The following is a 21,680-nucleotide window of genomic DNA, read 5'->3' as shown; positions in this document are numbered from 1 at the left end:
CTTTCCTTAATTTTCTTATAATTATATTTTATTAAATTTTACTTTAGTTTTGATTAAGAGTGACTTTTCTAGGATCTAAAAATTCCACTTCTAATCTTTTATCTCTATCTTCTATGTAGATAGTGAAAATAGCCTCACCTTTTTTAAAATCACTAAATTCAAGTATTAATCTTGCTCTATCTATGTGTGGATTTTTATAATCAGGCACTAAAGTTTGATCTACCCAATTTAAATTTCTTCTTAAAGACATCACAAATTGCCTAGGGTATTTTTTATACCTTGAATGAACGATGATATTAGTTTGATCAAATAAAGTCCATGAAAAGTCAAAATAATAAATCTCATCAGGATAATCAATTTCTTTTATTTTTACACTTGCTTTTTCATCTTTACTTAAGGTAAATTTATAAGTATAATCAAAAAATACTTCAGCTTTTAAAAAATTAAACATCAAAAATAAAGATAAAAATAAACGCAAAATCAACCCTCATACCCTAAAATTTCAGCACTTAAGCCTATATAAAAATCATTTTTTCTCTCATCTATTAAGAGTGAATTTTCCATTTGAAATTGTGCTACATCATTTTCATTTAAATTATTTTTTTCTAAAAGCTCTATCATAGCGATATGATCGGCTAATAATTTTTCTAAAACATTTTCTAATGCACCTAAATTTGCATATTTTATTGTTTCAATAAATTTTTCTTTAGGGCTTTTTGCAAACATTTCATCAAAAATATCCATTTTTAACCTTTTATATAAGTTTGAATTTTTTCTATTAAAGTAGTTTTATCGTTAGCTTCATCTAAGTCTTTAATTTCTTTTTGCCAAGAAATATGTATATAATCCATCTTAGCATTTTTAGCACAAAGTCTGTCTTTTAAGCTATCGCCTATGAAAATACTTTTTTCATATTTTGCTTCATCTGCGATTAATCTTAGCATCATAGGATCAGGCTTAGCTTCTATACCATAACTAACACCTAGTATTTTATCAAAATATAAAAGAATGTTTTGTTTTTTTAAAATAGGTACCAAGCTTTCTTGAGGTGCATTTGTGGCTATAGCTAAATAGCAATCATTTTTTTTACAAAATTCCAAAACCTCAAGCACACCATCAAAAAGCACCACGCTTTGATCATAATGCTTAATAAAATACTTCTCATAACCTTCTTTAAAGCTAGTATGTGAGTAAGTATCAACCCCGTAAAAAATCTTAGCATAATTTTGTCCAGGAGTATTGATAGTATCTAAAATAAACTCTCTTTTTAAAGGTTCTAAATTTAAATCCGCTCTTATTTCATTTACCGCACATACTATAGCATTAGCACTATCTATAAGCGTGCCATCCATATCAAAAATTACATTTATCAATATTCATCCTTAAATTTAATTTTATGTTTGTCTTTTTTATAACTTTGATTATTTTTTAGCTTATATAAGGCATTGGCTTTTGAAGCTAAGGTTTTTTGGTCTAAACTTTCATCTAAACACTCATTTACAAAAATCTCCAAAGCCTTAGTATAAGTAGAATCTAAAAACACCGCTTGAATTTTCTCAAAGATTTTAGCATTTTTTTGCATTCTTTCCCTAAAAAGAGTTAAATCAAAATCTTCTCTTTTTAAAGCACTCACAGCAGAATTAGTAAATTTTTCTAAAGCTCTTACATATTTTACCCTTAAAGCTTTTTCATCATTTTTCATTCTGCTGCACTTGTATTGATTCTACATTGTAATGCTTCTTGTACTAAATTTCTTGCTATTGAAGCTTCAGCATCTACAATGTGTAAATGTTTATCAGTATGTGGGAAAATGATCTTAGCACCTGTACCACTTGTTTTTAAAACCGTTTGTATGGGTTTGTTAAAGCTAGAAAGCACTTGATAGAGCATATCAAGCTTAGCTTCATTACTTATAGTTATAATAGCAACTGAGCATTCTTCTATATTTGCTACTTTTAATGTTTCTACTTGGGCTACATTTGCAAAAAAGATATTTTCATTTCTACTGCGGCCAAGTTCAACTAAATTTAAATCACTTTCTAAAACCAAATATGGAATACCTGTTTTTTTGATCTTTTGCACCACTTCTTGACCTAATCTTGTATAACCAAAAATGATAAAATGATCTTTCATTTTTTGATCACATAAATAAAATTTAGCCATATCATTTTGCTCACCTTCGGCTGCGTTGGCTATTTTTCTAAGATTATTTAAAATAAAAGGCGTTGCAACCATAGTGACGATAGAAACTATAATAAAAATTTGTGCTGTTTTTTCATCTATAAGTGAATTTACTTGCATTAGCGAAAATACTGCTAGCGCAAATTCTCCAATTTGAGAAATACTCAAAGCAGTTTTTAATGCTACTCTTTTTCTTGTATAAAGAATTAAAAGACCATAGATTACTACAAATTTTATCAATAAAACCAAGCTTACAAAAACAAAAATCAAAAACCAATTTTCAAAAACTATATGAAAATCAATTTGCAAACCAACACTGATAAAGAAAAATCCTAAAAGCAAATCTCTAAAAGGAACCAAATCTGCTTCTATTTTATGTTTATATTTAGTTTCAGCTATCAAAGCTCCAGCTATGAATGCTCCAAGTGAGTATGAAAAGCCAAAAGAATGAGCCAAAAAACTCGCTCCTATTACGGTAAAAAGTATGGTAGCGATGAAAATTTCATTTGCGTTAGTTTTAATGATGAATTTTAAAACATAAGTAAAAAGGTATTTGCCTATAAAATAAAGCAAAACAAGTAAAATTACAGCACTGACTAAAGTTGTAAGTAAAAGTTTTGAAATATCAGCATTTTGAGAACTAAATATATCAATCATTAATAGCAGTGGTATCACAGCAATATCTTGAAAAAGTAAAATTCCTAAAGCTTTTCGGCCATATTCTTCGTTGATATCGCCATTATCATTAAGTATTTTTAAAACTATAGCAGTGGAAGATAAGGCTAGAGCAAAACCTGCTATCATTGCGATATGGCTTGCTATACCTAAAATATAAGTTACAAGTAAAGTACAAACCAAACCACAAGTTAGCATTTGCAAACTTCCATTTAAAAATACTTCTTTTTTCATTGCTAAAAGATGTTTAAATGAAAATTCAAGCCCTATGGTAAACATTAAAAAAACTATGCCAAATTCAGCTACATGTATAATAAATTCATTAGTGCTAAAACCATAAAATTCACGCACAAATAAACCTGTAGCTATATAACCTATAATAGTTGGAATACCAAATTTTTTAAGTATAACATTAAGTATGACAGCAACTGCTACTGCAGTTAAAAATAAAGTTATAAAAGCATCCACTCACCAACCTTTTGTAATGTTTTTATTATTTTATTTTTTCTAAAAAAATTAAATCAAAATTACTTCTATGTTTAACTACTGCTCTTGATTTTGAAGGATTATCTCTTCTATCAAGTTCTAATCTTAACTCTTCAATAGTGTTTTCAAACTCATCAATTTTTGTTTTTAGTTTTAAAATCACATCAACACCAGCTAAATTAACCCCAAGATCTCTTGTTAAGCGTAAAATCATTTTGATTCTATCTATATCTTTTTGAGAATAAAGTCTCATTTTACCATCGGTTCTACTTGGCTCAACTAAACCTTCTTTTTCGTATTGTCTTAGAGTTTGTGGGTGTATACTTAAAACTTTTGCAACAACACTTATAAGATACACCGGTTCATCATAACTATGCTCCATTACTTACTCCTTTCAAGGTAATTTTTCTTCTAAAATTTTTACAAATTCAGGATCAAGGCTATTAATATCAGGTATTTTTACATTCAAAATTAAATACATATCCCCATAAAGATCTGTTTTTCTATTTTGCACTCCATAGCCTTTAAGTCTAATTTTTTGATTGTTTTTAGAATTTGGCGGTATGGTAATTTTAACTTCTTTTCTTGGGGTATGCACACTGATTTTATCTCCAAAAAGCGCTGTTTTCAAGCTAATTTCAACCTTTTTGTACAAATCATCATCTTCTCTTTCATATTCATCGCTTTTTTCAAGTTCAACTTTTAAAATCAAATCCCCTCTTTGCCCTTGAAAGCTTTTTCCTTTACCTCGTATGCGTAGCTTTTCGCCATCTTTTATGCCATGTGGAATTTTGATTTTAACTTGCTCGTTATTTATATTTACCAAATGCTCACCACCTAAAATTCCTTTTTCAAAAGGAATTTTAACACTTGCTTGCAAGTCTAAATCTTCTTCAAATCCTCCAAATCCCCCAAAGCCACTTCTAAAATTATTACTAGAACTAAAACCGCCACTAAATCCTCCAAAGCCTCCACCAAAAATATTTTTTAAAATATCATTGATGTCAGCTCCACCTGCATTTCTTGAAAAATCATGAAAACTTTGCCCGCCAAACATAGAATCGCCATATCTATCATATTGAGCTCTTTTTTTCTCATCACTTAAAATTTCATAAGCGGCGTTAATTTCTTTAAATTTTTCCTCAGCACCATTTTCTTTGTTAATATCAGGATGATATTGTCTTGCTAATTTTCTATAAGCTTTTTTTATCTCATCTGCACTAGCGTTTTGCGAAACTCCTAGTGTTTCATATAAACTATTACTCATTTTTATTATTCCTTAATTTTTTATAAGATTATATCAAAAACTTTAGTCTTAGTCAATCAACTTTTATAAGTTTTAAAACTAAAGGTTTTATTTACAATTGTGTAAAAATAAAATTTTATACTTGCATTAAATGATTTTACAAAGGATAAAACATGAAAAAAACTATGATTCTTTCTTTGGCATTGGCAACTAGTCTTTTTAGTGCTAGTATTGATTTTAAACAAGCAGATGATAATGTAAAAAGAACTTTACCAACTGATAATCAAAATACTATACTTTCTTATCATGATTCCATACAAAAAGTTAAAAATTCAGTTGTAAATATCTCAACTTCTAAAACTGTTCAAAGTAGTTCATTTGGAATTGATGATTTTTTCAATGACCCTTATTTTAGACAATTTTTTGGTTTTGATTTCCCACAAGCTCCAAAAAATAAAAAAAATAAAGAAGTTGTAAGCTCATTAGGTTCTGGTGTAATTATTTCAAGCGATGGTTATATTATAACAAATAATCATGTTATAGAAGATGCTGAAAAAATCACTGTAAATTTACCTGATTCTAGCACTGAATATAAAGCTAAATTAATCGGTGCTGATCCTAAAACAGATTTAGCAGTGATAAAAATAGAAGCAAAAAACTTACCCGCAGTAGTTTTTGCTGATTCAGATAAATTACTAGAAGGTGATGTAGTGTTTGCTTTGGGTAATCCTTTTGGTGTTGGAAGTAGTGTTACAAGTGGGATTATTTCGGCCTTAAATAAAAACAATATAGGTCTAAATCAATATGAAAATTTCATCCAAACTGATGCTTCTATTAATCCTGGAAATTCAGGCGGAGCTTTGGTAGATAGTAGAGGATCTTTAGTTGGGATAAATTCAGCCATACTTTCAAGAAGTGGTGGAAATAATGGCATAGGTTTTGCAATCCCTTCTAATATGGCAAAATCTATTGCACAAAAACTTATTGAGCATGGAAAAATTGAAAGAGGATATTTAGGCGTAGTCATAGGAGCTTTAACTCAAGATATTAAAAAAGCCTATACTAATCAAGAAGGTGCTTTAATCACTGAAGTACAAAAAGATTCAGCAGCTTATAATGCAGGGTTAAAAAGAGGAGATTTGATTATAAAAGTAGATAAAACTGTGATTAAAAGCCCTATGGATTTAAAAAACTACATAGGAAGTATTGATCCAAAACAAGCAGTAGAAGTAACTTATGAAAGAGATAATAAAGTCAAAACAGCTAAATTTATGTTAAAAACAGATGAAAAGTCGCTACAATATGAAAAAGGTTATATTGATGGTCTAAAATTAGTGGAACTTGACTCTAAGAATAGACAGCAATACCGCATACCTGAAAGTATTAGCGGTATTTTAATTACCGAAGTTACTCCAAAATCAAAAGCTGAAAAAATAGGTTTTGAGCAAGGTGATATTATCATAGGTGTTGATCAGTATGAAATTTCAAATTTTAAAGAATTATCTAAGGCTTTGGAATTAAATAAAGGTAAAGAGTATGTTAAAATTTGGATTAATAGAGGCGGATTTGTAAGAGCTTTACTTTTTTAAGAAAGGAAAAAAATGACAAATATTTTAATGATAGAAGATGATTTAGAATTAGCAGAGATTATAGCTGAATATTTAGAGCAATTTGATATGAAAGTAGATATTGCTCATGAGCCTTATATAGGTCTTTCAAGACTTGCTTTAAATCCTTATGATTTAATCATTTTGGATTTAAGCTTACCTGGACTTGATGGACTTGAAGTATGCGAGGAAATTCGTAAAAAATATGATACACCTATTATCATTTCAAGTGCAAGGCATGATATTAGCGATAAGGTTGCAGCACTTGATTTGGGTGCAGATGATTATTTACCAAAACCATATAATCCTCAAGAACTTCAAGCAAGAATTAAAAGTCATTTAAGAAGAATTTCAAACACAAAAACTGCTCAAGCTCAAGTTAAAAAAGATCTTGTATATGATAAATATAAACATACTATCACTATGAAAGATCAAGAAATTAGCTTTACTAATGCTGAATTTGATATTTTGAGTTATTTAATTAAAAAAGAAGGTGGAGTGGTAAGCCGCGAAGAGCTTGTGTATAATTGTAGCTCTATTAGTGAAGATTCTAGTAATAAAAGTATAGATGTAATCATTAGTAGAATCAGACAAAAAATCGGAGATGATCCTAAAACTCCAAAATACATTCATTCAATCAGAGGTATAGGATATAAATTAACTCAATGAATAAATCATCAATTTTTTATACTATAACCTTTGTTTTTTTACTTGCAAGCGTTAGTGTAATTTTAGCTTTTTTATGGCTTATAAAATATGATCAACAAAATTACACTAATGAGCTTAATGCAAAATATTCTTTTATAGCTAATGCAAGATTATTATATTTTAATCATGTGATTAGTGAAAGAGAATTTTATGAGCAAACAAAAAATTACAAAATGATAGAATTAACAACTCCATCAGACATAAGACAAATCATCTATAAAGCTGAAACTATAGCACGGGCTCAAACTAGCACAGGTGTAGTTGAAATCATTACTTTAGAAGATAATGTGTATTTAAAAATCATTTTTGATGGTAAGCTTTATTTGTACAAAGATTTAGAATATCAAGGTTATCGTTATTTTGTGATTAAGCTTATTGCTAGTATAGTGGTAATGGTTTTATTGATTTTATATATTTTTATCATTAGAAAATTAAAACCACTTAGAGCTTTAAAAAGACAAATAGATAAATTTGGCGAAAACAAACTCAATGAAATTCAAAATGTCAGTAAAGGCAATGATGAAATTTCTCAAGTAGCAACAGCCTTTTATGAGTCTATTTTAAGAATTCAAAAACTAAACACTTCAAGGCAGTTTTTCTTAAGAAATATTATGCATGAGCTAAAAACCCCCATTACTAAAGGTTTAATTACTTTAGAAATGCTTGAAGATAGCAAATATAAAGAAAGATTAGTGGGTGCTTTTAATCGTTTAGAGATTTTGATTAATGAATTTGCAGCCATTGAGCAAATTACTTCGGGTGCTGGTTTGATTAATTTAAAAAAATACAATATCTTAGATCTTTTAGATGAAGCTAAAGATATAGCTATGAGTGATGATGAAAAGGTAAAAATTAGTATAAAAGAAAGTTTTAGTGTCAATGTAGATTTTAAACTTTTTACCACTGCAATGAAAAATATGATAGATAACGCGACAAAATACTCTGATGAAAATTGCGTTACTATAGAAATAACTAAAGATTATCTTTGCTTTAAAAACAAAGGAAAAGCCTTAGATAAAGACTTAAAATATTATACTCAAGCCTTTACGCAAGGCAAGAAAAATAAAGATAGTTTTGGACTTGGATTATACATTGTTAAGACTATTTTAGATTCTCATAAACTCACGCTTTATTATGAATATAAAGATGGTGTTAATCATTTTTATTTTAATGATATACAAAATATAATTTTAAACTAGGAAATTCATGCCTTTATCGCGTTTAAATGAAGAACAATATAAAGCCGCTAGTGCTCCTTTTGGACACAATCTAATTATAGCAAGTGCAGGCACGGGTAAAACTTCAACTATAGTTGCAAGAATAGCCTTTTTACTTCAAAATGGTATAAAGCCTGAAAAAATTATGCTTCTAACCTTTACAAACAAAGCTAGTAAAGAGATGATAGAAAGACTTAGTAGGTATTTTGATAAAAGCATTACTTCAAAAATCACAGCAGGAACTTTTCATAGTACTGCTTATTCTCTACTTAAAGAGTTAAATCACGATATTATTTTAAAACCTGCGAGTGAGCTTAAAATTCTTTTGCGTTCTATTTTTGAAAAACGCACTTTTCATCATTTAAGCGATACCAAACCTTATATGCCAAGCTATTTGTATGATGTGTATTCTTTATTTCAAAATACTAATGCAAACTTAGATGAATTTTATAATTGGTTTTGTCAAAATTATGATGAACAAGCTGTTTATGCTGAAATTTATGAAGATATTTTAAAAGAATACGAAGAAGAAAAAATGCGTTTTAACTATGTGGATTTTAATGATTTATTGATCAAATTAAAACATGTTTTAGCTTCACATCATTTTGAATTTGATGAGATTTTAGTAGATGAATACCAAGATACTAACACCTTGCAAGGCTCGTTAATTGATGCTTTTAAAAGTAAAAGTTTGTTTTGTGTGGGTGATTATGATCAAAGTATTTATGCTTTTAATGGGGCTGATATTTCTATTATAGGAAGTTTTAAAGATAGATTTGTCGATGCAAATATTTTTACTTTAAATAAAAACTATCGTTCTAGTAAAAATATACTTGCGTTAGCTAATAAGGTTATTTTAAACAATGAAAGATTATATCCTAAAGAATTAATTGTAACTAGAGAAGGAGATTTTAAAGCGCCAAGTTTGCTAACTTTTAATGAATTATTTGATCAATACTCTACCATAGCAAAAATAATCTTACAAAGCGGGGTTAATCTTGATGAAATTGCTGTGATTTTTAGAAACAATTCTAGTGCAGATGGAGTAGAAGTAGCCTTAAGAGAACTTGGCATAGCAAGCAAAAGAAAAGGTGGAGGAAGTTTTTTTGAAAGCTTGGAAGTTAAAAACTTTTGCTCTATGCTTGCAATCGTGCTTAATCCAAAAGATATCATGGCTTTTATACATTTACTTGAATACACCAAAGGAGTTGGTGGGGTTTTGGCAAAAGATATTTTTGATGCTTTATTAAAATTAGGACATTCTAGTTTAATTAAAGGCTTTTTAAATCCTGATAGTAGTGTGAATTTAAAAAAATACAAAAAACAAAGTTACCAACTAGGACTTTTTGATGATATTGAGGAGCTAGCCTCGCCTTCAAGATTTAACTTAGAAAGCGAATTTAACACCCACCCTATTTTAAGCTTACCCAAAATCAACGAGTTTTGTGCAAAAAATCTTGAAAAAATTTATCTTTTTATTAAAAAAGCAAGTGAATGTAAAATCTCAACCCAGCTTGTAGATTTGATTTTAGAAAATGATTATTTTAAAGAAATTTGTGATATTTTGGCAACTAAAAGAGCGACTAATAAAAATTCCAATGTTGATTTAAATAAAAAAAATGAAATTTTAGAAAAAATCAACGCGAAAATGTTTGTATTAAAAGAACTTGCTAAAAATTATAGTGATAATTATAAATACTATAACTTTCTTACTCTTGGTGCTAGTGAAATGAGTAGTGGTAGTGGGGTTAATCTTTTAAGCATACATGCAAGTAAGGGGCTTGAGTTTGAACTTGTATTTGTAATTGATCTTGCACAAGGAAGATTTCCTAACCAAAAACTCATGAGCATGGGCGGAAGTTTAGAAGAAGAAAGAAGGCTTTTTTATGTAGCTGTAACTAGAGCTAAAGATACTTTATACTTAAGCTATGCAAAATATGATAAGATTAAAAAAAGCAATTATCAACCCTCGTGTTTTCTAATCGAAGCAGGTATGTGCAAAGAAGAATAAAAATAAGACTTTATTAATCTTTTTATATTATGATTAATAAAAATCATTCAAGGAGAAAAAATGAATAGTGTATTATTCAAAGGAAATAAAGTAAATTTAAAAGGAAACAACATCCAAGTTGGCGACATAGCTCCAAATATCACTTTAAAAGCCAAAGATCTTTCAGGTGTTGAAATTGCTCCAAAAGGTAAAACTCAAATTATTATCAGCGTACCAAGCCTTGATACTCCAGTATGTGCAACTGAAGCTAGAGAATTTAATAAAAAAGCAGCAGCAAGTGGTGTAGAAGTAATCGTAGTTAGTATGGACTTACCATTTGCTATGGGTCGTTTTTGCTCAACTGAAGGTATAGATAATTTAACTGTCGCGAGTGATTTTGTTTCTAAAGAATTTGGTGAAAAATATGGTGTTTTAATGGCTGATGGTCCGCTTGAGGGAATTTTAGCTAGAGCAGTGTTTGTAATTAAAGATGGTGTAGTTGCTTATAAAGAATTAGTAAATGAAGTAACAGAACTTCCTAATATGCAAGCTTTAGAAAATTTCTTTAGTCAAAGTTGTGGATGTGGTGGTTGTGGTTGCCACTAAATTTTAAAAGCCTGTAAAAGGCTTTTAAATCTAACTGCAAAAATACTTAAAAACAATATTAGCAATTAACCTTTTCTAATTTTGGAGCAATAACAAATCTACAATAAGCTTGGCTAGGATTATTTTTAAAATATTTTTGATGATAGTTTTCAGCCTTATAAAATTTTTCTAGTTTTAAAACTTGCGTAACTATGGCTTTAGCGTAATATTTTTGTGCTTTTTGTAAAAAATTGCTAATAATTTTTAACTCCTCATTAGTTTGATAAAAAATAACTGATCTATACTGCGTTCCTTCATCAGCTCCTTGTTTATCTAAGCTTGTTGGATCGTGCATTTTGAGAAAAATTTCTAAGATTTTTTCTAATGAAATTTGTTTTTCATCATAAATTATCTTAGCTACTTCTATATTCCCATCACCATTTATCACGCTTTCATAACTTGGATTTGGCTTACCACCGCTATAACCTACTTCTGTATAAACTACGCCTTTGATTTCATCAAACACAGCTTGAGTACACCAAAAACAACCCGCACCTAAGATAATTTCCTTATTTGTCATTATTTTCCAAATCCTTATTTTCTTTTAAAACAAGTTGCATAAGATAAAGCTCTTCCCCATCTATGATTTTTAAATCTTTATCTTCGCATTTTGGGCACCAAAAGATATTATTTTCAAGCACTCCACTAAAATGGCATTTTTGACACTCAACTACTACTTCTTGAATATGTATAATAAATTTAGCATTCTTACATAAGGGACTATTTTCTTTAAAAGTTTCAAAGCTTCTTTGCAAAAGTGGAGGTTCAATCCCACTTAAACGCCCTATTTTAACATGCACTTCTTCAATAACTTTTCCTTGAGCATATTCTTCACAAAGTTCTAGTAATGATTCTGTAATACTTAACTCATGCATTAGCAAATTCTTGGTAAAAGCTCGCCTTTTGGAGCTTCTAAAATGCGTTTTGCTCCATAAGCATTTTCTAAAACCACTCTTGCTTTTTTATTAGCTGTGATTTCACCTATAATAGCTGCATTAGTATTAAATTGTTTTAAAATTTCTAATGCTTTTTGTTCATCTTTTTTATCTACACAAATAATAAAAGTTCCTTCATTTGCAAGCTCATAAGGCTCATACCCAAAAAGCTCACAAACCCCTAAAACTTCATCACAAACTGGGATTTTTTCTTCAAATATTAAAAGCTCTAAATTACTTAATTTAGTCCATTCATTTAAAACTGCACTAAGCCCACCACGCGTAGCATCACGCATTGCTTTTATGGAAATATTTGCATTTAAAAGTGTTAAAACTTCATCTTTTAAGCTTTTACAATCACTTTGGATATTTGCCTCTAAATTATTTCTTTCAACCAAAACCGCACAACCATGAGCTCCAATATCCCTTGAAACTAAGATACTACAACCACTTTTTAAGTTTTTGGTATTGATTTTTTGTATATTTTTACCTATACATGAAGTATTAATGTATATTTCATCGCCTTTATTTTTAGGAACAACTTTAGTATCCCCGCAAACTAGCTTTACTCCCGCTTTATCGCATTCTTCTTTTATAGATTTTAGTATAATTTTTAACTTTTCTAGCTCAAAACCCTCTTCTAAAATTAAAGCTAGCGACAAATATAGCGGTTTTGCTCCCACCATTAATACATCATTTACGCTACCACAAACTGCTAATTTTCCTATATTTATATCTTTTAAAAAGATAGGATTTAATACAAAAGAATCGGTGCTAAAAGCCAAATCATCTAAAATAGCAGCGTCATTTGCTTCTTTTAAAACATCATTTTCAAAAATAGAAAAAATTTCACTTATCAAAGCATTCATTTCTTCGCCACCGCCACCATGGGCTAAAGTAATTTGCTTCATTTTATGCCTTATCTTGATAGTATTTATAATAAGCCGCACAAGCTCCTTCACTAGAAACCATACAGCTACCTATAGGATTTTTTGGAGTGCAAGCTTTTGCAAAAACCTTACAATCGTAAGGCTTAGCTAAGCCTCTTAAAATTTGACCACAAATACAAGCCTTGCTTTCGTTTTTACTTTGTACTTTACAATCAAACACTTTGCTAGCATCTAAGTGTGCAAATTCATCTTTTAGACAAAGCCCGCCATTTACAATCACTCCAAGACCTCTAAATTCAAAATCACAAGGTTTAAAGTATTTTTCCACTAAAGCCTTAGCTTTTAAATTTCCTTCTTTGCTAACTACTCTGTGATATTCATTATAAACTTCAAAAGTATTTGCATTCATTTGCTCTACTATATTTAACACACTAAGCATTATATCAACTGGCTCAAAACCACTCACTGCTATAGGAGTTTTGTATTTTTTAGCAATAGGTTCATAAATGTTTGATCCTGTGATAACGCTTACATGGGAAGGCCCTAAAAAGGCGTCAATTTTTACATTTTCATCTTGCATGATAGCTTCTACCGCGGGTGGAACCAACACATGATTAATATGAAAAAATAAATTTTTTAAATTTAAAGCTATACCTTTTTCTATAATCACCCCACTCATAGGTGTAGTTGTCTCAAAACCTATGGTAAAAAAGATTATATTTTTTTCAGGGTTTTTTAAAGCTATATCTATCACATCCAAAGGTGTATAAAGTGCTCTAATATCAGCCCCTTTAGCTCTAAGATCAATTAAGCTTTCATAACTTCCTGGCACTTTAAGCATGTCACCTAATACACAAAAGATAGTATTTGGCATACTTGCAAGCTTTAAAGCTACATCAATACGCTCTCTAGGCATAACACACACAGGACAGCCTGGGCCATGAACAAAATTAATTTCTTTTGGCAATAAATCAGGCAAACCAAATTTCATAATACTATGCGTATGTCCACCGCAAATTTCCATGATATTAATAGGCTTAGTAATTTTAGAAGCAATAAGTTCTTTTAAGGTTAAAATTCTTTCTTTATTTCTAAAATCATTAATTAAATCCATTTTTTAGCCCCATATCGCCTTCATTTTCATCGATTTGTCCATTTTGCATTTTCTCTGCTATATCAGCATAAATTTTTAAACTCTCTTGTGCAGCTTGAGTGTCGATTTTTTCCATAGCAAAACCCACATGTATAAGCACATAATCGCCTACTTTTAAAGGCTCGCTTATTAAATCCAAACTTACTCTTCTTTTAACCCCTAAAGTTTCTACTATGGCTGAATTTAGCTCATCAATTTCTAAAATTTTAGAAGGTATAGAAAGACACATTAGTTAAGCTCCTTTTTCATTTTTAGATAATTTATCCAAAGATCAAATCCTGTTTTTGTTTTACTATCTAAAATCATAATATCTATTTTAGGATTTAGCCTTTTAGCTGCCATAGAAGCTGCTTTGAAATCAAAGTCAAAATGTTGAGCCAAATCGGCTTTAGTAATGACCAATAAATCAGCCTTTCTAAACATCACTGGATATTTTTCTACCTTATCACTACCTTCTGTTACTGAAAGTAAAACTACATTTAAATGCTCGCCCAAATCATAACTTGCAGGACATACTAAATTTCCCACATTTTCAACAAATACTATATCAAGTTCACTAAGTTTAAAATGATGTAAAGCTTCATGCACCATAAAAGCATCTAAATGACAAGTTTGTCCTGTAGTAATTTGATGAGCTAAGCCTCCTGCTTTAATAATGCGATTTGCATCATTATTAGTTTCTAAATCTCCTTCAACCACAGCTATTTTTAAATCATCTTTTAAAGTTTTTATAGTTTCTTCTAAAAGCGTTGTTTTACCGCTTCCTGGGGAACTCATTAAATTAATACAAAGAGTATTATACTCATTAAAATGCTCTCTATTATGAGCTGCTTGATGATCATTTTTTGATAAAATTTTACTAATAACATTAATAGTTTTTTCATCTTTTAATGCTGGATTTTCATGATGGTGATCATGATGGTGATCATGATGATGTTCATGTCCATTAATAGAACAACCGCAATCTTTACACATAATCTTTCCTTTATATTTTTATTTTATTGTATATAAAAAAGTATTAAAAAAATATGAGTTTTATTAAGTTTTTAAAGATAAATAATGCACAAGTTGCCCAAGTGCGATAGAACTATCATTGCAAGGAAATTGCAAAGAAGTTTTATAAGCAAAATTTTTTCGATCTAAAATTTCAAGCAAGGTTTTATTTTGAAATACCCCACCACATAAAAGCACTTCTTCTTTAAAATCTTTTGAATATTCTATAATTAAATTTGCAATGCCATTAAGCAAACCTGTGCTAATTTTAACTTTATCTTTATCTTCTAAAGCCTGCAAAAAAGCATTTTTAAAGCAAATTTCTTTTTCTTTGATGTCAAATTTGTAACTATAATCAAAATTTTTATCATAATATTTTTCCATCAAAAGCCCAATTTGTGCTTCATAATCAAGCTTTTGTATATCAAAAGCAAAAGTGCCAAAAGCATCGATAATCCTACCAAGAGAACTCGTATATAAAGAGCTTTGAGTGTGAATTTTTTTAAGATTATTTAATTTTACTTGAGAAAATTTAGCTAAAAACTTGCTAGCTTTGCTTTCTAAATTAAAATCAAAAATTAAAGCTAAAGCTAAATTTGCGATATTTTTAATATCTGCATTAATTAGTTTGAAATTTTTAAAATGATTTAGCCTTTCATAGCTTTTTAAATTCGCTCTAAAAATCTCTCCACCCCAAATTTTTCCATCATCTCCATAACCTGTTCCATCAAAAACAAAGGCTAAAACATCATTTTTGTAAATTTTGTGTTCAAATAAACAAGCACACAAATGTGCATAGTGATGTTGCACGCGAAAATTTTTATAATCTCTAAATTCTTTTACATAGTTAAATTGTGGGTGTTTATCGCTTAAAATCTGATCAAAATTTAGTTTATAAGAGTTTTGAAAGAAAGTTAAAATTTTAAAAAATCTCTCTTGTATGTCTAAACTTTTCATATCGCCTATATAAGGAGAAATGAAAATTTGATTTTTAAAAAAACATGCAAATTCGTTTTTTAACTCACTTCCTAGAGCTAGAATATTTTCTTTTGTATTAAAAATACTTGCTGTATTGATATAAAGTGGGTTAAGACCCCTTGAAGTCCTTAAAAACATAATTTTTTCGCTAATAACTTGAGCAATGCTATCATCGCTTGAATTGTGTATTGCTCTATCATAATCAAGATAAAAATCAAACACATCACTAAGTTGCTCTAAAAGTTTTGTTTCTTCATAAATAATGCTTTGTGAACTTAAATTAGCACTTGTTGCAATGATAGGTTTTTTAAAATGTTCAAAAAGCATTAAATGCGTTCCCATATAAGCTAACATAATACCTATTTTATTGGTATCTGGTGCTAAGCTTTTATGGATATTTTTGCTATTTAAAATAACTATGGGTTTTAAATTTGAAGTTAAAAGTTTTGCTTCAGCTTCATTAATAAAAGCTAATTCTTGAGCCATTTTAAGATCTTTTACCATGATAGCAAAAGGCTTTTTAGGGCGATTTTTGCGTATTCTAAGTTCATTTATAGCATTTTTATTTGTACTATCACAAATTAAATGAAACCCACCCATACCTTTAAAAGCTACGATTTTACCTTCTTCTAAAAGCTTTGCAAGCAAGATAAAAGCTTTTTCATCTTTGGCTAAAATATTTTGATTTTTATCTTTTAAAAAAATAGTAATTTTACATTTTGGACATGAGAGTGGTTGGGCATGAAAGCGACGATTAGTAGGATCTTCATACTCGCTTTGACAAAAAGAACACATTTTAAACTCATCCATAGTCGTATTGACTCTATCATATGGGAGTTTTTTTATAATAGAAAATCTTGGTCCACAATTTGTACAAGTGATGAATGGATATTTAAATCGCGGATTTTTCTCATCGTAAAATTCATTATAGCAATCCTCACAAAGAGCAAAATCACTTAAAATCGGGCTAAATTTTTCACTATCTTGTGAAGTACTTATGATAAATTCATTATAAGTTTTTTGAAGTTTTTTATAAGAAAAGCTAAAATCATCTATCCTAGCTAAAGGTGGTAAATTAGCAAAAAGTTTTTCTTTAAAAATTTTTAAATCATCATTGCCACACTCAAGGATTATAACAACACCTAAGCTATTATTATAAACTTCACCTTTTAAATTAAGCTCTTTAGCTATATTAAAAACAAAAGGACGAAAGCCAACGCCTTGCACTAGTCCTTTAATATGAATTTCATATCCAAAGTGGGACATCACTTAACTTAAAAAATGGTATGTGTTTAAATACATTTTTACTAAGGCTTTTATGCTCAAACAAGCTCCCACTAAGCACGGCACAATCAACTTGTTCTTTAGTCCTTAAATCATCAAATAAATCCCTTAAAAAATACGCCAAACTCTCAACAACACCCAAGGCTATGATTTGATTTTCTACTCCAGCAAGCTTAAAACTCATCACACTTCTTAAGGTTTTAGTGTAATCAAATTCTTTTTGCTCATTAAGCTTAAAGTCTATCCTAACACCTTTTGCCATTTTACTCTCATCTGCTAAGGCCAAAAGTGCTAATGCTGCTTTTTTCTCGTCTTCATCAAGCTCTAAAATCATCCCTACCATGCCAAAAAGATTAAAAAAATTATTAGCCATGTTTAGTTCTTTTCGCACTAGGGTAAATTCTTTTTCATAATTAGCTAATAATCTCTTAGCAACATCATCTTGACTTATAGTTTCATAAAATTCATCAAAGCTTTTTGGTAAGCAAAGTTTTAAAAGATTTAGCTCTTTATCAAGTAGGATAATATCATCATATTTTTTACTAAGTTCTAAAAGCAAAGGCTTTTTGTCTTTAAAATCAGACAATATACAAGAAATTCTTGCAAAATTTTTATCTTCTTTTTGAAAAATCAAATTTTTAAACTCAGGTAAAATATAATCATAACCCCTGCAAACTACTAGCTCATTTTCGATTAAAGCTACTTCAAAATCATCTTCAAAATGTTCTAGTTTTTTAAAATTTAAAAACTTAATTCCTTCTTTTTCAAGCTCAAAACACAAGGCAAACAAGAAAAGATTATCATATATTTTTATTTTAAAATATTCATGATTTAATTGATGATTTTGTCTAAAAATAGCATTAAATTTAAGCTTCATTAGAGGCTTTTCAACCCCTGCTAAGATTTTAAATTGCTCGTTATTACAAGAAAAAAATGCATTGATATGTTTTGGGTCACAAGGTATTAAAAAATCATCCAATGCTTCATTAAAAATTTCAAAAGCATATATTCCTTTTGGACTTTTAAAATGCATTTTTTCTTTATTTTTTAATTTTTCCAAGGCTTTTTTTAAATTATCGTAGAAATTTTCTTTAGTGATTTTTATAAAATCTTCTTCTATTTTAAATTCTTCTTCTACAAAAACACCCCATTCATTTTCTAAAAGCTCGCCATTAGTATAAGCATTTGCATTAAGTCTTGTTAAAAAACTTCTTTTGGTGAAGGTTTTTTCTTTTTTTATAGGTGTAAAATCTTCTTCTATAACTTTTAAGTCAAATTTGTTTAAAAAAACACTATGGCTGATATTTTCTAAATTAGAACAAAAGGCTTGAATTTCATCTTTTTCGCCTTTAATCTTAATGATGATTTTTTCATCCTTTTGCTCATAATCATACATATAATCTTTAGCATAATAAGCTAACAAATACTCAAAAATATCATTTTTAGATTTATAATCAAAAGTAATTTCTAAAAGCAAGTTTAAAACCTTAAAATTAAATTTTTAAAAATATAAATATAACAATTTTAATTCTAAGGAAAGCTTAAAAATATACTTAAAAAATAAGACTTTTTAGAAAAATTTCCCTTGCTTTATAATCAGGCATAAATTTATATAAAAAATCATAAAATTCTTTTTGATGATGTGGGTAGATTAAATGTGTAAGTTCATGTAAAATCACATATTCTATAGCTTTTATAGGTTTTTGCATAAGTTTTAAATTTAAGTTTATGTATGCTTTTTGATGATTACAAGAACCCCATCTTGAAATCATTTCCTTGATGCAAATTCTTTGCACTTTTCTCTTGTGGACAAATTGCCATTTTTTTATAAAATACTCAAAAATCACTCTAGCACTACGCCTTAAGAAAAGATCTAAGGACTTTTGATTTTTTGCAAAAATTTTATCTTTTTTTATAAGAACTTTTTTATGATTTTCGTTAAAAACTAGCTTGTATTTTTTACCTAAAAAATACAATTCATCACTTGCTAAAACTACTCTTTTTAAAGAAAGTTCTTTTTCTTTGGCTCTAATCCAGCTTTCATTTTTTTCTAAAAATCTTAAAACATCTTTTTGCTCATAATATAGCGGTATGCTAAGTTTGAAATTTAAATCCCTGTCTATCCTAAGTCTTAGATATTTAAGTTTTTTCTTTTCAAAAGCAAAACGAAATTCTTTAAATTCTAAAATTCCTTTTATACTAGTGCTTTGCCTTGCCATTTTTTACTTTTCCATCTATATGAATTTACTATACCGCGCAAAAACTCATCTGCACAAAAACCTATCCAAACTCCTAAAATTCCAAGTCCAGCATAAAAACAAAGCACATAGCCAACCGGTAAAGAAACTCCAAGCATAAATACCACTCCACTTAAAAACGGAAATCTCGCATCACCACTTGCTCTTAGCGAATTCACCATGACTATATTAAAAGTTCTTGAGATTTCTAAGAAAATTGAAAGAGTAAAAAGTGGTATCATAAGTTCTTTTAAACTTTCTTCAAGCTTTACCACACCCATGGTAAAATCTTGCAAAACATAATTAAGCAAAGCTACAAAAGCACTTGCAACCACGCTAAAATACAAAGCTATCCAAGTATGTTTATAGGCCACATTTAAGTATTTTGCGCCGACTAATTTACCTATAATAATTTCATTTGCCACACTTATAGCTTGCCCTACTAGCATAATAAGCAAAGAAATTTGAAAATAAATCGTTTGAACGCTTAGATTTTCTTTACCTAAACTTGCCACAAAAGCAAAGGCTATGGTGTATTGTATAAACCATATCAAATGCTCTCCTGCTGCAAAACCACCGATATTAAAAATCTTTTTAAGTACCACTTTTTCAAGGTTTATCATCTCTTTAATTTTAAGATGAATTTTGAGCTTAAAACTAAGTATTGCTATAAGCATGCTAAAGGCTACCAAACGCCCAAGTATATTACTAAGCCCTACTCCAAAAAGCTCTAGTTTAGTAAAATGCAATACATAAAAATTTCCTATAAATATCACAACATTCATCAATAAGGTAGTAAACATAACCCAATAAGCCATATTATATACCCTAATAATAGCAGCCAAAACTATACCTATAGCGTCAAAAAACAAGCAAATTCCAAGCATGTGTAAGTAAATTTCACTATTCTTTAAAAGCTCATTTGGAATTTGTAAAAGATAGAGTAAAAACTCTCCATGCCATAAGATCAAACTTCCGCACACAAAACCAAGCAAAGCATTTAAAAATAAACTTTGATGAATTGCCTTTCTTGCTAGAGTGTAATCTTTAGCCCCTAAAGCTTGAGCGATCACTACACTACAACCCACACTTAAAAAACTAAAAATAATGATAAATAAATCTGCTACTTGATTACCCGCACCCATTGCTCCAACTAAAAAGTTAGAATACTGCGAAACCATCACGGTGTTGATAATCAAAGAAAAATATCTTAAAAACATTTCAAGCAATATAGGCATACTAAGATGTTTGAGTGAAAGTTGTTTGCTTGCCATAAATACTCTTTTTGATAATAATCTTTTGAAAGTAAAAAGTAATTTTACTTAAAAATTACTTTTTATAAAATAAATAATGTCAATTTAATTTGATATACTTAAAACAATTTGATCATTTTCCTCTTTAAAGGTATATATCAAATCATCGCACTTGTATGAGATTTCTTTTTTACAAGTTTTATCTTTTAAAGGCTCTTGTAGAATTTGTGGTAAGTGTTTTTTGAAAAATAATTTTGTGGATAATCCCATTCCATGACTTAAATTTTTAATAAATTTATTATCTATTTGAGATATAGCAAAAAATTCACTCTAAAATTTAATTTTTTTAAAAAATATACAAATTTTTTCTTATTTTCAAAAGGCGATCTTTCATCAAAAACACTATGATATAAAATATATTTTGGATTTGGATATAAACTTTGGATTTTCAAATGTTCTTTATTTAGAGGTTCTCTTATAATTTTTCTTGCATTAGAAAAATAATTATTTGAAAATTTATTGCTTGTCCAATAAGTTTTATCACTTAAGTATAAAAATATGTTTTTAAATAAAACATTATCATATGTCCCATGATATCGAGTGAAATCTATTTCTTTTCCAAAACCTATAAGTCTAAAAATATCTCCAAAAAAATCAACAAAAGAAGAATTGTCCATTATAAAGTGAATATTCCAAGGTGATATTTTTGCACATAAATTTGCTAAATATCCTCCATAAGAATTACCAAATGCAATTATTTTAACCCCTCTTCTGATTTTAAAAGGAGAGTTTTTTCTAATATATAAAAGGGCATTTAGTATATCCGTTGTTTGCATAATACCAAAATTTTGATATTCATTTTTAGATGGTAAAAAGCTTACATGGGTTTTTAATTTGTAGTTTTTTTCTATTTTTTGATCTATTTTTAATTTTTCAATTTCTTGATCTATATTTATAAATGTTTCATTTAACTCATCATATGAATTTATCTCAAAAGCATTGATATGATTTATTTTTATCATTTTTAAACTAGTATCTAAAATAACTTTATCTAAATCATCAAGATAAAAATCAGAATTTAGATGTGGACGATTGCCTATGCAGTGATAGTTTACACTTAAAACCGCTACATTATAATTTCTAGCTAAATAAACATCGATATAAATATAATTATTTATATCTTCAGCACCACCTGGAATTAT

The 21,680-nt window shown here is 28.8% G+C and carries 24 protein-coding genes; 5 read left to right on the top strand and 19 right to left on the bottom strand.

All coding sequences use genetic code 11. The features are described 5' to 3' along the window. Positions 1–43 precede the first annotated feature (43 nt). Genes L8X28_RS05095 through L8X28_RS05065 form a run of 7 tightly spaced genes read right to left on the bottom strand, consistent with a single transcriptional unit; the run spans position 44 to position 4,609 of the window. Complete coding sequence (locus L8X28_RS05095) at positions 44–451, bottom strand: exporting protein (RefSeq protein ID WP_133318977.1); 408 nt, start codon at positions 449–451, stop codon at positions 44–46. Between the two features lie 29 nt (positions 452–480). Continuing rightward, positions 481–744, bottom strand: coding sequence for a DUF2018 family protein (locus L8X28_RS05090; protein WP_263665713.1), 264 nt, complete (start codon positions 742–744; stop codon positions 481–483). A 2-nt stretch (positions 745–746) separates the two neighbouring features. Beyond that, positions 747–1,373, bottom strand: coding sequence for an HAD family hydrolase (locus L8X28_RS05085; protein WP_258107333.1), 627 nt, complete (start codon positions 1,371–1,373; stop codon positions 747–749). Then, the gene (locus L8X28_RS05080; protein ID WP_258107332.1) at positions 1,370–1,702 is read right to left on the bottom strand and encodes a hypothetical protein; all 333 of its coding nucleotides are present in this window, start codon (positions 1,700–1,702) and stop codon (positions 1,370–1,372) included. Before L8X28_RS05080 ends, L8X28_RS05085 begins: the two co-directional genes overlap by 4 nt. Continuing rightward, positions 1,699–3,324: a cation:proton antiporter gene (locus L8X28_RS05075; protein WP_263661364.1), complete on the bottom strand. Its 1,626-nt coding sequence runs from the start codon at positions 3,322–3,324 to the stop codon at positions 1,699–1,701. Before L8X28_RS05075 ends, L8X28_RS05080 begins: the two co-directional genes overlap by 4 nt. 25 nt (positions 3,325–3,349) lie before the next feature. Beyond that, positions 3,350–3,724, bottom strand: coding sequence for a heat shock protein transcriptional repressor HspR (locus L8X28_RS05070; protein WP_039668403.1), 375 nt, complete (start codon positions 3,722–3,724; stop codon positions 3,350–3,352). A 12-nt stretch (positions 3,725–3,736) separates the two neighbouring features. Further along, positions 3,737–4,609, bottom strand: a complete 873-nt coding sequence (locus L8X28_RS05065; RefSeq protein WP_263659850.1) for a J domain-containing protein — start codon at positions 4,607–4,609, stop codon at positions 3,737–3,739. A gap of 152 nt (positions 4,610–4,761) precedes the next feature. On the opposite strand from L8X28_RS05065, the gene L8X28_RS05060 reads away from it, so the two are divergent. From L8X28_RS05060 to tpx, 5 genes are read left to right on the top strand one after another with little or no spacing between them, the layout of a single operon-like run. Beyond that, on the top strand, positions 4,762–6,177 hold the full coding sequence (locus tag L8X28_RS05060) for a DegQ family serine endoprotease (RefSeq protein ID WP_263665712.1): 1,416 nt from the start codon (positions 4,762–4,764) through the stop codon (positions 6,175–6,177). 12 nt (positions 6,178–6,189) lie between these two features. After that, positions 6,190–6,864, top strand: a complete 675-nt coding sequence (locus tag L8X28_RS05055; RefSeq protein WP_039626094.1) for a response regulator transcription factor — start codon at positions 6,190–6,192, stop codon at positions 6,862–6,864. Then, the gene (locus tag L8X28_RS05050; RefSeq protein ID WP_263659851.1) at positions 6,861–8,102 is read left to right on the top strand and encodes an ArsS family sensor histidine kinase; all 1,242 of its coding nucleotides are present in this window, start codon (positions 6,861–6,863) and stop codon (positions 8,100–8,102) included. Before L8X28_RS05055 ends, L8X28_RS05050 begins: the two co-directional genes overlap by 4 nt. A gap of 7 nt (positions 8,103–8,109) precedes the next feature. After that, on the top strand, positions 8,110–10,131 hold the full coding sequence (locus L8X28_RS05045) for an ATP-dependent helicase (RefSeq protein ID WP_263665711.1): 2,022 nt from the start codon (positions 8,110–8,112) through the stop codon (positions 10,129–10,131). Positions 10,132–10,191: 60 nt separating this feature from the next. Then, the gene (gene tpx / locus L8X28_RS05040; protein WP_263665710.1) at positions 10,192–10,716 is read left to right on the top strand and encodes a thiol peroxidase; all 525 of its coding nucleotides are present in this window, start codon (positions 10,192–10,194) and stop codon (positions 10,714–10,716) included. Between the two features lie 58 nt (positions 10,717–10,774). On the opposite strand, the gene msrA is transcribed toward tpx, so the two are convergent. The 12 genes from msrA to L8X28_RS04980 form a co-directional block, all read right to left on the bottom strand. Beyond that, positions 10,775–11,275 (bottom strand): peptide-methionine (S)-S-oxide reductase MsrA, encoded by a 501-nt coding sequence (gene msrA, locus L8X28_RS05035; protein ID WP_220567195.1) that lies wholly within the window; start codon positions 11,273–11,275, stop codon positions 10,775–10,777. Further along, positions 11,265–11,630, bottom strand: a complete 366-nt coding sequence (locus L8X28_RS05030) for a hydrogenase maturation nickel metallochaperone HypA (RefSeq protein WP_220567194.1) — start codon at positions 11,628–11,630, stop codon at positions 11,265–11,267. Before L8X28_RS05030 ends, msrA begins: the two co-directional genes overlap by 11 nt. After that, complete coding sequence (gene hypE, locus L8X28_RS05025; protein ID WP_220567193.1) at positions 11,630–12,601, bottom strand: hydrogenase expression/formation protein HypE; 972 nt, start codon at positions 12,599–12,601, stop codon at positions 11,630–11,632. Before hypE ends, L8X28_RS05030 begins: the two co-directional genes overlap by 1 nt. Before the next feature lies 1 nt (position 12,602). Next, entirely contained in the window at positions 12,603–13,694 is a 1,092-nt protein-coding gene (gene hypD / locus L8X28_RS05020; RefSeq protein WP_133318873.1) for a hydrogenase formation protein HypD, read from the bottom strand. Continuing rightward, positions 13,681–13,962: a HypC/HybG/HupF family hydrogenase formation chaperone gene (locus L8X28_RS05015; RefSeq protein WP_012661500.1), complete on the bottom strand. Its 282-nt coding sequence runs from the start codon at positions 13,960–13,962 to the stop codon at positions 13,681–13,683. The genes hypD and L8X28_RS05015 overlap by 14 nt, the downstream gene beginning before the upstream one ends. Beyond that, on the bottom strand, positions 13,962–14,708 hold the full coding sequence (gene hypB / locus L8X28_RS05010; protein WP_263665709.1) for a hydrogenase nickel incorporation protein HypB: 747 nt from the start codon (positions 14,706–14,708) through the stop codon (positions 13,962–13,964). The genes L8X28_RS05015 and hypB overlap by 1 nt, the downstream gene beginning before the upstream one ends. A gap of 63 nt (positions 14,709–14,771) precedes the next feature. After that, a complete protein-coding gene (gene hypF / locus L8X28_RS05005; protein WP_263665708.1) occupies positions 14,772–16,970 on the bottom strand; it encodes a carbamoyltransferase HypF in 2,199 nt (732 codons plus the stop codon). Beyond that, positions 16,951–18,465 carry a hypothetical protein gene (locus tag L8X28_RS05000; protein ID WP_263665707.1) on the bottom strand — a complete coding sequence of 505 codons (1,515 nt, stop codon included), beginning with the start codon at positions 18,463–18,465 and terminating at the stop codon, positions 16,951–16,953. The genes hypF and L8X28_RS05000 overlap by 20 nt, the downstream gene beginning before the upstream one ends. 76 nt (positions 18,466–18,541) lie before the next feature. After that, positions 18,542–19,207 carry a M48 family metallopeptidase gene (locus L8X28_RS04995; RefSeq protein WP_263665706.1) on the bottom strand — a complete coding sequence of 222 codons (666 nt, stop codon included), beginning with the start codon at positions 19,205–19,207 and terminating at the stop codon, positions 18,542–18,544. Continuing rightward, the gene (locus L8X28_RS04990; RefSeq protein ID WP_263665705.1) at positions 19,183–20,499 is read right to left on the bottom strand and encodes an MATE family efflux transporter; all 1,317 of its coding nucleotides are present in this window, start codon (positions 20,497–20,499) and stop codon (positions 19,183–19,185) included. Before L8X28_RS04990 ends, L8X28_RS04995 begins: the two co-directional genes overlap by 25 nt. Before the next feature lie 84 nt (positions 20,500–20,583). Then, positions 20,584–20,748: a DUF2920 family protein gene (locus tag L8X28_RS04985; RefSeq protein WP_263665704.1), complete on the bottom strand. Its 165-nt coding sequence runs from the start codon at positions 20,746–20,748 to the stop codon at positions 20,584–20,586. Between the two features lie 32 nt (positions 20,749–20,780). Beyond that, positions 20,781–21,680, bottom strand: a 900-nt coding sequence (locus L8X28_RS04980) for a DUF2920 family protein (RefSeq protein ID WP_263665703.1), incomplete at its 5' end; no start/stop codon positions are given.

The organism is Campylobacter sp. CNRCH_2016_0050h (genome assembly GCF_025772605.1).
Taxonomy (GTDB): domain Bacteria; phylum Campylobacterota; class Campylobacteria; order Campylobacterales; family Campylobacteraceae; genus Campylobacter_D; species Campylobacter_D lari_D.
This window is presented reverse-complemented; position numbering and strand designations above follow the sequence as displayed.